Annotated in this window: 11 protein-coding genes; 2 read left to right on the top strand and 9 right to left on the bottom strand. The window is 45.3% G+C overall.

Annotated features, from left to right (window positions below):
- Nucleotides 1-14: 14 nt before the first annotated feature.
- From murC to J3998_RS10660, 8 genes are all read right to left on the bottom strand, one after another.
- Nucleotides 15-1400 carry a UDP-N-acetylmuramate--L-alanine ligase gene (gene murC / locus J3998_RS10695; RefSeq protein ID WP_208150658.1) on the bottom strand — a complete coding sequence of 462 codons (1386 nt, stop codon included), beginning with the start codon at nucleotides 1398-1400 and terminating at the stop codon, nucleotides 15-17.
- 176 nt (nucleotides 1401-1576) lie between these two features.
- Entirely contained in the window at nucleotides 1577-1939 is a 363-nt protein-coding gene (locus tag J3998_RS10690; protein WP_208150657.1) for a hypothetical protein, read from the bottom strand.
- Nucleotides 1940-2110: 171 nt separating this feature from the next.
- Entirely contained in the window at nucleotides 2111-3331 is a 1221-nt protein-coding gene (locus tag J3998_RS10685) for an aminotransferase class V-fold PLP-dependent enzyme (protein WP_243750718.1), read from the bottom strand.
- Nucleotides 3332-3349: 18 nt separating this feature from the next.
- Complete coding sequence (gene sufD / locus J3998_RS10680) at nucleotides 3350-4678, bottom strand: Fe-S cluster assembly protein SufD (RefSeq protein WP_208150655.1); 1329 nt, start codon at nucleotides 4676-4678, stop codon at nucleotides 3350-3352.
- Nucleotides 4679-4695: 17 nt separating this feature from the next.
- Entirely contained in the window at nucleotides 4696-5460 is a 765-nt protein-coding gene (gene sufC, locus J3998_RS10675) for a Fe-S cluster assembly ATPase SufC (RefSeq protein WP_208150654.1), read from the bottom strand.
- 73 nt (nucleotides 5461-5533) lie between these two features.
- On the bottom strand, nucleotides 5534-7033 hold the full coding sequence (sufB, locus tag J3998_RS10670) for a Fe-S cluster assembly protein SufB (protein ID WP_208150653.1): 1500 nt from the start codon (nucleotides 7031-7033) through the stop codon (nucleotides 5534-5536).
- Between the two features lie 210 nt (nucleotides 7034-7243).
- Nucleotides 7244-7960, bottom strand: a complete 717-nt coding sequence (locus J3998_RS10665) for a GTP-binding protein (protein WP_208150652.1) — start codon at nucleotides 7958-7960, stop codon at nucleotides 7244-7246.
- A complete protein-coding gene (locus tag J3998_RS10660) occupies nucleotides 7950-8978 on the bottom strand; it encodes a metal ABC transporter solute-binding protein, Zn/Mn family (RefSeq protein WP_208150651.1) in 1029 nt (342 codons plus the stop codon). The genes J3998_RS10665 and J3998_RS10660 overlap by 11 nt, the downstream gene beginning before the upstream one ends.
- Before the next feature lie 155 nt (nucleotides 8979-9133).
- On the opposite strand from J3998_RS10660, the gene znuC reads away from it, so the two are divergent.
- Together znuC and J3998_RS10650 are read left to right on the top strand one after the other, a co-directional pair.
- Nucleotides 9134-10027 carry a zinc ABC transporter ATP-binding protein ZnuC gene (gene znuC / locus J3998_RS10655; RefSeq protein WP_208150650.1) on the top strand — a complete coding sequence of 298 codons (894 nt, stop codon included), beginning with the start codon at nucleotides 9134-9136 and terminating at the stop codon, nucleotides 10025-10027.
- Nucleotides 10028-10035: 8 nt separating this feature from the next.
- Nucleotides 10036-10878 (top strand): iron chelate uptake ABC transporter family permease subunit, encoded by an 843-nt coding sequence (locus J3998_RS10650; RefSeq protein ID WP_243750717.1) that lies wholly within the window; start codon nucleotides 10036-10038, stop codon nucleotides 10876-10878.
- A gap of 56 nt (nucleotides 10879-10934) precedes the next feature.
- On the opposite strand, the gene J3998_RS10645 is transcribed toward J3998_RS10650, so the two are convergent.
- Nucleotides 10935-13418: a methyl-accepting chemotaxis protein gene (locus J3998_RS10645; RefSeq protein ID WP_208150649.1), complete on the bottom strand. Its 2484-nt coding sequence runs from the start codon at nucleotides 13416-13418 to the stop codon at nucleotides 10935-10937.
- Nucleotides 13419-13665: the final 247 nt, after the last annotated feature.

Below are 13665 nucleotides of genomic sequence, written 5' to 3'. Positions count from 1 at the left end.
AATTTTGTATTCAGCTAAGCTTCACTCTGTGCCCAACGTTTGGCCACTTGACCAATGTCACCAGCCCCCATCACCAATAGCAAGTCGCCATCCGCCAAGACTTCAGAGCAGAGTTGTTCCAACTCATCGAAATTTTCGGCAAAGAAACCTTGCCCGCCACGCGTCCGCAACGCTTGCAATAAAGATTTCGAATCGAAGTTGGCTAGCGGCGTTTCACCAGCAGCATAGACTTCGGTCAAAATCACCAAGTCAGCCATTAACAACGCTTGGACAAAATCGTCAAACAGATCGCGGGTACGGCTATAACGATGCGGTTGGAAAACCAAAACCTTGCGCTGTTTTGGGAAAGCATGTAGCGCAGTGTCTAAAGTCGCTTTCAGTTCAGTCGGGTGATGCCCATAATCATCCACCAAAGTCACGGTCTTATCAGCAATACAACGCTGCGGATAAACCTCAAAACGACGACCCACACCACCAAACTCGGTCAATGCTTGTTGCATCGCTGCCGTCGAAGCGCTTAATTCACTCGCCACACTTATCGCCGCCAATGCATTCAACACATTGTGTCTACCCGGAATATTCAAACAGACCGGTAATAACGCTTCTTGATTCGGCAGCTGAACATCAAAGAACATCTGCGTACCTTCTGAACGCACATTCAGAGCGCGAACATCAGCATCCTCGGAAAAACCATAACTTGAAAACTTACGGCTGATTTTCGGTAATAACTGACGGATATTGGCATCATCAATACAGACAATGACCTTGCCGTAAAAAGGCAAACGGTGAATAAATTCGATAAAGGTGTTTTCTAAATTTTGGTAATCACCTTGGTAGGTATCCATATGGTCTTCATCGATATTGGTGATGACAGACAGCATCGGCATCAAATGCAGGAAAGAGGCATCCGATTCATCCGCTTCGGCAACCAAATAATTACTGGTGCCTAAACGCGCGTTAGTGCCGACCTGGTTCAACTTACCACCAATCACAAATGTCGGATCAAGACCTGCTTGGGTCAAGATTGCGGCGCTTAAACTGGTGGTCGTGGTTTTACCGTGCGTACCGGCGATGGCGATACCAAAACGCATCCGCATCAACTCCGCTAACATCTCGGCACGAGGAATCACGGGAATACGCGCCTCACGAGCCCATTCAATCTCCGGATTACCTTTACCAATCGCGGTGGAAATCACCACCACATCGGAATTTTTAACATGCTCGGCAGCGTGGCCGATTTGAATCAATGCACCTAAAGAAGTGAGGTGTTCGACGGAAGGGTTTTTACGAATATCGGAACCGCTGACGGTATAGCCTAAGTTAAGGCAAACTTCGGCGATACCGGCCATACCAACACCGCCGATACCGACAAAATGAATCTGTTGTACCTGATCTTTCATCTGCGAAAAGACTTATCCCAAAAAAATTAGCTTTGTATGAGGGTCTATTGAAAATTCAAAATGGAATGAGCAGTGCCTAATTATGAATTTTCAATAGACCCTAGTACGCATATGATACATGGCTCAGCAAGGAAAAGCGGAGATAAATTTACTCTTGAGACAAGGTTTATAGGTTTTTATTGCAAGCGTTTGGAGGCCAAATCTTGCTCACTCTGCTCAGTGCTTTCACCCGGATAACGAACTGGCTGTGGCACCACCCAGTAACTTTTAGCAAGCACGACGGCCAATTCGGACGGTTTTGTCAAAGGATCGGTGACTTCGTACACTGTGCCGGCATTTTCGACCTTTCCAGCTCGCAATGCCTGTTCGACAATTAACAAAACCTTATCTTTGCCATCACCACGCAGTTCACGTTTACCCGGATTCCACCACAGTAACAATCGTGGTTCGTCGCTTATATGCGGCAAGGGAATCAATTCCAATTGAATCCACTCTAAAGGGGCTTTGTCGTCATTGCAACTTTCATCCATATCAGACATACTCTGACTCACAACATTTAATTACACTTTATTCATCTTAGCAGGCGACGTTAGGGATATCAGAGAAACCTAAACAAAGTCGGCTGGAATCAAGTTTAGGAGCTGTTGAAAGCAAAAACCCCAAACCATTACAGTTCAGGGCTTTCACAACAGGCAGGCTGAATGCCCTTATTACAACAACATCTCTTTAGCCTCTTCAATCGAAGCGACCAACCTGTCGATATCGTCAAAGTTATTATAGACACCAAAAGAAGCACGAATTGTCGCCGGTACTTTGAAGTGCTGCATCACCGGCATGGCACAGTGGTGACTAGCACGAACTGCAATGCCATCTTGATCCATCAAAGTCGCCATATCATGCGGGTGCACGCCATCAATAACAAATGAGACAACGCCGCCCTTATGCTCTGCTTCACCGATAATACGCAGGCCATCGACCTGTTTTAGCTGTTTGGTCGCATACTTAAGCAACTCGTCTTCATAAGCGGCAACTTCATTCAAGCCGACCGACTGTAGGAAATCAACCGCTGCACCAAGCCCGATACCTCCGGCGATATTTGGCGTTCCCGCTTCGAATTTATAAGGCAAAACGTTAAATTCGGTTGAATCAAATGTCACCGAGTAAATCATATCGCCACCACCTTGATAAGGCGGCATCGCTTCCAGAAGCTCTTCTTTGGCATACAGCACGCCAATGCCGGTCGGACCGTACATCTTATGGCCTGACAAAGCATAAAAATCGCAATTCGTTTTTTGTACATCAACCGCCAAGTGAGCGGTTGCTTGGGCGCCGTCGACCATAAACTTCGCACCAACCGAATGCGCGATTTCCGACATTTTTTGAATGTCGTTAATGGTGCCAAGCGCATTTGACATATGGGTAACCGAAACCAGTTTGGTGTTTTCCGAAACCATATCCGCCATGGCACCCAAGCATACTTCGCCTTTATTGTTAATCGGCAAAACGCGCAGACGGATACCAATTTGGTCACGCAACAACTGCCACGGAACAATATTCGAGTGGTGCTCCATCTCGGTAATCAAGACTTCATCACCGGCTTTCAGGAAAGTACGCGCCCAAGATTGAGCAACTAAGTTAACCGCCTCGGTCACACCGCGAACAAAGACAATTTCTCTAGTCGATTTGGCATTCAAGAAATCACGAACTTTTTCACGCGCGCCTTCATATAGTTCAGTAGCACGTTCACTAAGGCCATAAACCCCACGATGCACATTGGCGTTCTGAAAACGGTAGTAGTTTTCAATCGCCTGAATTACCGATTCCGGCTTTTGCGAAGTGGCGCCATTGTCGAGATAAACCAATGGCTGACCGTTCTCTTCCTGCTTTAGAATCGGAAACTGATCACGAATTTCAGCAAATTTTGCGTTCATTTGTTCACTCATTGCAGATTAAGCTTTCGGCAGATGGGTTTTCGCCAACGCCACTTCTAACTGATCGGTAATCCACTTACGGATATCGGCATTATTAATGTCTTCAACCGGTTCTAATAAGAACGCTTTAGTAATCATCTGCATTGCCGCCGCTTTATTGATACCCCGCGCTTGCAGATAGAAAATCTGGTTTTCATCAATCTGACCGGTCGCCGAACCATGCGAACATAAAACGTCGTCAGCATAGATTTCCAGCTGCGGTTTAGCATCCATTTTTGCAGTATTCGATAAAATCAGGTTTTTGTTGTCCATCTGCCCATCGGTTTTCTGCGCTTTCTGATCAACGCGAATCATACCGTTGAATACACCGACTGCCTTGTCATCAAGGACAAACTTATGCAGCTGACGACTAAAACCGTGCTCGTCGTTATGTTCGGTATAACTACGCGAATCAACGGTTTGCGATTGGCGAGCGATACAAGCACTATTCTGCGTGTTTTCGATATGCTCACCATTCATATACAGATGATTTTGATGGCGTGAAGTATCCGAGCCTGTCGACGCAAAGAAGGTATTAAAATTACTCGAATCCGCTTGGCTAATAAATTGGTTATTGAAGTAATAACTGCTGTCGTTCTGCTGTTGCACAATCACTTGTTTAACACGCGCGTGTTTAGCCACATCGATTTCGGTGACGATATTGCTACAAGCCGCACCTTCTTCGTGCGCAGAAACATAACGCTCAACCAGTGTTATTTCTGAATTTTCACCGACAACTACTCGATTACGTAATGAACTGATACTTCCCGCTTTGGTTTGCACATGCAATACATATAACGGCAGCTCTAATGCTTTATTGGCACTGACTTGCAGACAAAAACCATCACGCATCAACATGCTGTTTAAGCTACCGAACGGTTCTGCCAAAATCTTATCCTGACCGGCAAAAACCTTATCCAGTTCATTATTCATGCTCAAAGTATCGGCAAAAGATTCTAGGCTGATACCATCCGGCAATTCATTTAAATCATCGGACAGCGATTCGCTGAAATTACCGTCGACAAAAACCAATTTGATGACCGGAAAACTCGGCATATATGCATTAATCTTACCGGCCACTTCTTCCGAAGTTTGTACTGCTGCAAAATGATTTTGTACAAACCCGGTCAACTTGGTGTATTGCCAATCTTCGTCTTTCGCGGTCGGAAAAGCCTGCTCGGCAAACGCTTCTTGTGCCTGATCGCGAACTTGTTTTAACACGCCAGAACTGGCATCACCTAATTTGCCGGCTTCATGAAGATAAAAGTCGCGCGCCTTTTGCGCTACTGGAGAGAGTTTTTTCGCCATTGCTTTTGCCCTCTCAATTAAGCGTCTTGGTGTTGTTTGATAATCTCATCGTAGCCGTTTTCTTCTAGCTCTAACGCCAGTTCAAAACCGCCGGATTTAACGATACGACCGTTATACAGAACGTGCACGTGATCCGGTTTGATGTAGTCAAGCAGACGCTGGTAGTGGGTGACAATAATGAACGAACGTTGGTCGTTTTTCAAAGTGTTAACACCGTTGGCAACCAGACGCAGGGCATCGATATCCAGACCGGAATCGGTCTCATCCATAATGCAAAGTTTTGGTTCTAGCAGTGCCATTTGGAAAATGTCGTTACGCTTTTTCTCACCACCGGAGAAACCAACGTTCACAGAACGTTCCAGCAGGTCAGCACGCATATCTAGCAGTTCGATTTTCTCTTTCGCGTATTCATCGAAATCGAACATATCCAATTCTGGAAGGCCACGCTCTTCACGCATCGCATTGACTGCGGTCTGCATAAACAGTTTGTTTGAAACACCCGGAATCTCGACCGGATATTGGAATGCCAAGAACAGACCTTTACGCGCACGCTCTTCAGGATCCATATCTAGAAGGTCTTCACCGTCAAAATCAACCGAACCGTCGGTTACTTCATAGTCTTCACGACCCGCTAGAACGCTTGCCAGCGTGCTTTTACCGGCACCATTCGGCCCCATAATAGCGTGCACTTCGCCTGGTTTTACTTCCAGATTCAGCCCTTTCAAAATCTGCTTTTCTGTCTCTTCAACTTGTGCTTGTAAATTCTGAACGTTTAGTAACATTTTTATTAAACCTTTGTTATTTTGTACCCAACTTTTTTGCTGTAGGCACAACTAAAATCTGTATGTATTTCGATTAACCGACCGAGCCTTCTAGGCTGATTGCAAGTAATTCTTCGGCTTCTTGCGCAAATTCCAACGGCAATTCCGAGAAAACTTCTTTACAGAAGCCGTTAACGATCATCGAAATCGCATCTTGCTCGGAGATACCGCGTTGCTGACAGTAGAACAGTTGATCTTCACCGATACGCGAAGTAGTCGCTTCGTGTTCAACCTGCGCTGTCGGGTTTTCCACTTCGATATATGGGAAAGTATGCGCACCGCATTTATCGCCAATCAGCATCGAATCACACTGCGTGAAGTTACGCGCGCCTTCCGCGCTCGGTGCGATTTTTACCTGACCACGGTAAGTGTTGTCAGAGCGTCCTGCCGATAAGCCTTTAGAAATAATGGTACTGCGGGTGTTTTTACCTAGGTGAATCATCTTGGTACCGGTATCTGCTTGCTGGCGACGGTTCGTCAATGCAACCGAATAGAATTCACCAATCGAGTTATCACCTTTCAAGATACAGCTTGGGTATTTCCAAGTAATCGCCGAACCGGTTTCAGCCTGCGTCCAAGATAACTTAGAATTCGCGCCTTCACAGATACCACGCTTAGTTACGAAGTTCAAAATACCGCCTTCGCAATCATCATCCCCCGGATACCAGTTTTGCACGGTCGAGTATTTCACTTCAGCATCTTCATGCACGATAACCTCAACTACCGCGGCGTGTAGCTGATAGGTATCACGAACCGGCGCTGAACAGCCTTCTAGATAAGAAACATAAGAGCCTTTTTCGGCAATCAAAATAGTACGTTCGAACTGACCGGTTTTCGCTTCATTAATTCGGAAGTAAGTCGACAAATCAATCGGACAACGAACGCCCTCTGGGATATACACAAAAGTACCGTCCGAAGCCACCGCCGAGTTAAGCGCCGCAAAGAAGTTATCGTGGTAAGGCACAACCGTACCAAGATATTTTTGTACCAGCTCAGGATAGTCATGCACCGCTTCCGAGAAAGAACAGAAAATAATGCCGAATTTCTCTAGCTCTTCACGCTTGGTCGTTGAAACCGAAATCGAGTCGAAGATCGCATCGACCGCGACATTCGCATCGTCACCGGCAATTGGCACCCCCAGTTCAGCAAAGGCTTTCGCCACTTCTGGATCGATTTCCGGCTCACCATCCGTTGAACAAGCATCACCGCAAGCACCACATTCCGGTGCGGAATAATAAGAGTAATCTTGATAATCAATCGGCGTGTATTCAGACTTTGCCCAGTGTGGTTCCGGCATGGTCTGCCAGTGTTTAAAAGCTTTCAGGCGGAAGTCCAGCATCCACTGTGGTTCGTTTTTCTTGGCCGAAATCGCGCGAACGACATCTTCATTAATGCCTTTCGCGAAAGTCTCTACCTGTGTCTTGGTTTCAAACCCTTCACGGTAGTTGAACTTCTTTTTCAGAATTTCATTAATTTCTTCGTATTCACTCTCGCCCGGAGAGCTTAAATCGACCACTTGATCAGATTGAGCCATATCAATAACGCCTAATATTTTAATTTCGGGGTATTTTAGTGGGTTATTCACTTAAAGTCTAATGTACGCACCAATTTGAAGCCGCCACCACCAGACTCAACCCTGCATAAACAAGGGTTATTTTTCATTAAAATTCAAGAGGTTATCAGGCAACGGCAAGATAAAACCGTGTTTTGAAAGGAAAAATTGTACAGAGCAGCTAATAGAAATTTAGCTTCGGCAAGCAGCTAACATCTGTTCTAGCCAAGCTTGATCGAGATCAAAACCTTGAATCATTAGTCGATTTTGCCAAATTTCCACCTCTGACTCGGTCGCCGGATAACAATCCCAACGATAAGGGGCGCCTTCCAGCGCCACCAAATTATCGTATTCAACGGTATCCAATACCGCCTTGGCACGAAGTAGTTTCGCCCCCAAGGCAGTTTTAGCGTTATCCAGCACCATCATTAAATGTTCAAGATTGACCTGCTCAAGCGAAAACTCGAAGCTTTGCAGTGCGGAAGCGCTTTCAATCGATGGAAACTGCGAACCATTGTGGCTATCGATTTGCGCCAGAAGACTTTCCGGCACGGCATGATTTAGACTTAAAAACAAAGGCTTGTCAGTATTGTGCCGCAGATAGCGCTTCCACTCCATCTGCTGCTCCAGCGATGCGGCTTCTAGAAAATTCAACAATATTGCATCGGCTTGCACCAACATTTTCTGCACGTTGTCCTGCAACCACGCATCACGCGGTAGCTGCATAAATGAACGTGCATCAATCACCATCAAATTAAAACCCGCCGACTGTTCATTGGATGTTTGTAGCAATTCAGCAAACTCAATTGCTTGCACGGCAAAATCGTTTTGTGTCAGCCAAGCCTTTTGCAAACGTTGCCGCCCGCAAGCCGGAAGCCCGAAAAGACGAACCTTGCTCTTAGCGGTCATAGTTATGCCCTAAACAGTCAACAAAAGCATCAGTCAACTTTTCAGTAAAACGGTCATAATGCATAAATGTCGCGCTTTTTCCGCCAGACTGCATGATATACATGGTTCCCATTGGATCAAGCGTGCCAATCTTTGCAGAAGTACCTGATGTCAAACGCTGCAACTGCTTTCCTGGAAATTGCGGCTCTTGAAAAACACACTGCACTTTTTTACTCACCAGATTGCTGCGCAATTCAGTAATACGCTTTAAGCTTGGCGGCACTTCTGGATTTAAACGCACGGAACCAACGCCATTCAAACCGTAATGATGCTCAAAATACTGAAAGGCATCATGTAAGACCAAATACGCTTTGTCTTTTAACGGCGCTAGACGTTGCTGATTAGATTGGTCCTGTTCCTGTAACCTTGCTAACCACTGTTGTTTTGCCATATCAATCTGCTGTGACTTCTGCGGTTTTAGTTGGCTTAACACTTGCGCCACTTCTTCCACCAACACTTGAGCATTATGCATCGACATCCAGATATGACCATCAAAGCTAAGTGCTGTGCTATGTTCATCATGACTATGGCTGTGATCATAGCGTTCCTCGGATTGCTGCAGCATTTTCGGCAGCTTTTTCTCCCAAACGCCTCCCTTACGTAACGGAAGGCGCTCAGTTGCCTGTAAATCCGTTAGATGAATCTGTTTGGCGCTAATACGATTAGCAAATTTATCAACCCAGGCATCGACCGGTGTACCGGCGCTAATCAGTAAGTCGCTGCTTTGTAGAATGCCCAATTGCGACGGTTTGATTTGAAAGCCATGCGGACTGACACCCGGTTTCAACAAGACTTCAATCTTGTCATTTTCGTCTAATAGAGGCGCAATCATCCCGGCAAGAGGCGGAATCGTTACCGTCACCTGTAAAGCTTGCGCAGACATAGAGTTTAACAAAGCACCACTAGCCAACACGGCAAGCATAATGGCTTTCGATTTAAGAGGAATTCGCTTGCGCAAATTTGCAGAAAAAGTATTCACAGATGCAATCTCGATTTGTAGAAAGTTTTGATAAAACAGATTATGCCAAATGACACGGTAAAAACACGTAAAATAAGCAAATAATTATTTTTCAATCACCGCTTTTCGGATGCGAGCCAACGCATCACATTTAGAGTTTAGCAAAGGTGTCAAGCATGCAATCCGAACCCACCATAAATTCTTCGCCCGCCAAGTGTTTACTTTCTGCCCAACACATAACTCATAACTTTGCTGGTCAAGAAGTTCTACAAGAGATTTCATTACAGATTCATCAAGGCGAAGTCATCACGCTAATCGGCCCGAACGGTGCAGGAAAATCAACTCTATTAAAAATTCTTTTGGGATTACTTAAGCCGAGCAACGGCAAAGTCTGGCGCGATAAAAACCTACGAATTGGCTTTATGCCACAGAAGATTCAGATTGATCAAACCTTACCAATGACCGTACGCCGCTTTCTCGATTTAGCCGCTACCCAAGCCAATAAAGACTCGATTCCTCGTGAGCAAGTCTTGGACGATTTGAATATTGAAGGCCTGCTCGACAAACCAATTCAAAAAATTTCCGGTGGCGAAATGCAGCGCGTTTTATTGGCAAGAGCACTGTATACACAACCGCAATTATTAGTATTAGACGAGCCGGTACAAGGTGTCGACATTCAAGGACAATCAGAAATTTACCAATACCTAAACCAGATTCGCAACCGCTATCAATTTGGGATTTTAATGGTCAGTCACGATTTGCATATTGTCATGAAACACACCGATCAAGTGCTCTGTTTAAACAAACACATCTGTTGTTCCGGCCACCCGTTGGAAGTTAGCCAGTCACCTGACTTTATTACCTTGTTCGGAGCCCAAGAACCAGGCATCGCCGTTTACGAGCATCATCATAACTCACAACAGTGTGAACACAGCCACGGCGAAGGCCACATCCATCTGGACTCGCCAATCAGTTTTGCACCGAGTTCAAAACCAGACAAGATTCTCGGCCATAGTTGTAGCGACCATAACTGCGGTTGCAGCGATTCCACTTCATCAAACAAATCCTAGGTTCATCAATGATTGATAACGCTATTTACTCCATCAACCAATTTTTACTTATGGATATGGGACTCGCCGCGCTTGGATTTTTAGGCATGGCACTGCTAGGCGGCATTGGCTTGGCGCTTATTTCAGCACCACTCGGCGTTTTTGTGGTCTGGCAACGACAATCCTACTTTGGCGCAACCCTCGCACATTCAGCCTTGCTCGGCGTCAGCGTCGCGTTATTAATGGAAACCAATTTAAGCATCACCATTATCGTTGTATCGCTGTTAATCGCGTGGGGAATCTACACACTGAGCCACACCAAACAACTGTCGAGCGACACCTTACTCGGCATTTTGGCGCACAGTTCCTTGGCGCTCGGTTTGATATTGATTAGCCTGCAAAATTCCGTACAAATCGATTTAATGAGCTATCTATTTGGTGACATCCTCAGCATCAATGCCTTTGATATTTTATTGATTGCCTTTATCGGCCTGCTGATTGCGCTGTTTTACAAAGCACACTGGCAAGATTTGTTAAATATCACTCTAAATTCGGAACTGGCGCATGTCGAAGGTACCAAGGTCAAACAAGTTCAACTGCAGTTCGTTCTGCTGTTAGCGTTGATGATTGCCCTGTCGATGAAAATAGTCGGCGTTTTGCTAATCACTTCATTGTTAATTATTCCTGCGGCGGCGGCACGACGTTTAGCCCATACGCCGGAACAAATGCTCGGTTGGAGCATGGTTATCGGCATTATTTCCGTGCTGCTTGGTGTCGCCGCTTCGTATCAATGGGATTTACCAACCGGCCCTGCGATTGTTATGGCTGCCACGGCACTGTTCTTACTGTTATTGAGTAAAAAACAGGCATAAAAAAAACCGAGCAAATTAACTTGCTCGGCTTCTCTACATGACCGTTGAATCGCTATCTAATCAGCGACTTGATCCATTAGTTGATACAAGAGTTCAACCACCGTTTCACTCTGCACATCGACTTTTTGCAGGCCTGATTCAACACTATCGATATCTTCAATCGATTTCGCATCCATCACCTGTTTAATCGCTTGGTGCATTTGCGCATGCTCATCGCCTAACTGTTTCATCAACGGCAAGTTCATCAAAGACTGACCTTCGGCGTAATACCACTGCCCTAAAGCACAAGCATGATGATCGGTAGCCGCTTCATAAGTTACGCCAATATCATTACCATCGACAAACGAGCGAATCTTCGCTTTCCACGCCAAATGCGCCTCAATCATCTTTTCAAACTGCGCACCGGTTGAAGAGTTGACGATACGGAGCATACGGCCTTTAACAGTCGAATCCACCTTAAAGAGTTTCACTTGGTCTTGCAGCGAATTGGCATTGCCTAAAACGCGTTTCGACTGTTCGGCAATCTGCTCCACCACGCCGGCATTACGCTGGGTTAAAGCATCCATATCGGTAATCGCCTGATTAACTTGTTCAATCCCCTGAGTCTGTTCGGAGCCGGCATGAGAAATGTCGGAAATCATCTCCGACATTTCACCAATAGAGCTGTTGATAATCTGCAAAGCTTCACTGGTTTGCGACACATACTGACCGCTTTTCTCTGAGATCGACACCGAGTTTTCAATCAATTGTTTAATTTCACCCGCCGCCTCGGCAGATTTACCGGCTAGATTTCGTACCTCACCTGCAACCACGGCAAAACCTCGTCCATGTTCACCGGCTCGCGCTGCTTCCACCGCCGCATTCAGCGCCAATAAATTTGTCTGGAAAGCGATACTGTCAATCATAGTAATGATTTCATTGATTTTATGATTCGCTTCCGCCATATCCTGAGTCGACTTCAATGCCAACTCCATCGATTTAAGCCCTTCTTTCAAGTTATCGCGTGCCTGAACAGTAATTTGATTGGCCTGATGCGAGCTCTCTTCATTTTGGCGAACCGAATGGGTCATCTGCTCCATTGAACTGGAAGTCGAGATCAATGCTTGAGACTGCTCGCGAACCCGCTCCGAAATATCAGCATTGCCTCTTACCAAACTATCAATTTCGCTAACCACCGATTGCGTGACGGCATCGACTTTTGCAACCATACTTGCAGTATTGCGTACCGAGCTGTTCAAAGAATCCTTAAGAATCGCCATTTTGCCCGGATAATTACCGCTCACAACCTCAGTCAAATCCCCTTCACTAATACGCGCCTGAACTTTGGACACTTCGTTTACAAAGTTCTCCAAGTCAGTTAGCGCCATATTCAGACTCTTCTGCAACGGGACAAAATCACCGGTAATCACGCCATTATTACGGGTCGCAAAATCACCATGTGCCAATTTATTCAGGGTTTCGGAAATTGAACGCACGGTCTGTTGCATATTTTGCGCCGAAGCATCCAAATCTTGTACCACTTTTAGGAAAGCACCCGATAAGTTCAGATGTTGATGGTCAGGGGTTTGTAAAATGCCTTCGCGGAAATTATGCGCACTGTCTTGCAATAAGGTCACTACCGACTGCATTTGACGAACACTTAAATTCACCTGATCTTTCATCGCGCCAAAATCGCCTTTGAGGTCAGCTTGAATTTCAGTATCGAATTTCCCGCTCGCCATATCTTGTAGAACATGATTCACACAGTCGGTAGACAATTGGATCGAACCTAATAATTCGTTTAACGCGTGCCCCATTACAGCTAATTCATCTTTACCCTGAACCTGCACTCGTTGTCGCAAATCTCCCTCGCGAGCGACATGTAATAAGATTTCCTGCATCGCCTCAATCGGCTTCATCAAACTGCGAGCAACCAATCCGCCAACAAACACAAACATAATCACACTAACAAACAAGCCTATCCACATATATTGGCTGCTGTCTTCCTGCTGTTGTTTTAACTGCTCAACAGCCTTAGCGCTCAGATCGGTTTCATACTGCAAAAACTCATTAACGATCTTGGCAAATTCTTTATATTGCGGACGGAATTCATTGTGTAGAATTTCCACTGCCTCTTCTTTAAAACCCTCTGTAAGAGCAATATTAAAATTCGCAAATGCTAAATTCGCCGTAGCCACATTTGCTCGAAGATTCTCGTAGATCGAGGTTTCTTTTTCCGACAGTGTTAGTTTATTAAGCGCTTCAAAAACATTAAAAATAGCCGTTGCGGTTTTATCCAGACCTTCACGTAAAGAGGACATTTGCGTCTCGTAATCATCATTTTCTTCATCAAGAAGAACCATATCCAACAACAAAACTTCACGTGCATCTGCACTACTTTTTAACTTATGGATCAGCCCGACTTTATGATCATTTTCATAAACAACGGTATTGATGACTTGATTGGTCTGCGAAATAAGGTATTGGGTAGCCAAATTACTGATAAGAAGTAATAACAGCGCAGCAACAATTGCCCCTGCCATTTTTAACTTAATTGACACGACATTTTCCTCTAAATGATTAGGGAAACACAGAACAAGTCCAAATGACTTCAGGCAAAGTAAAATTTAGGTTAAGCAAGGCGTCTGTTTGCAGTCATGTCTAGACCTGGCAAAAACAGATAAAACCGCTTAGACAAATTTTTCAAAGCCCCTTTGGGCGAGGTTTTGAAGAGTAACTTCGTTGTTAGCGCTCTCAACCATAGCTAAGGCTATGCTTATCAAACGCTGCCTAGAATTTATCTCTTCA

This window comes from Thiomicrorhabdus marina (assembly GCF_017571465.1).
GTDB lineage: Bacteria > Pseudomonadota > Gammaproteobacteria > Thiomicrospirales > Thiomicrospiraceae > Thiomicrorhabdus > Thiomicrorhabdus marina.
The sequence above is the reverse complement of the archived record's forward strand: the minus strand, read 5'-3'. Positions and strand labels throughout refer to the sequence as shown.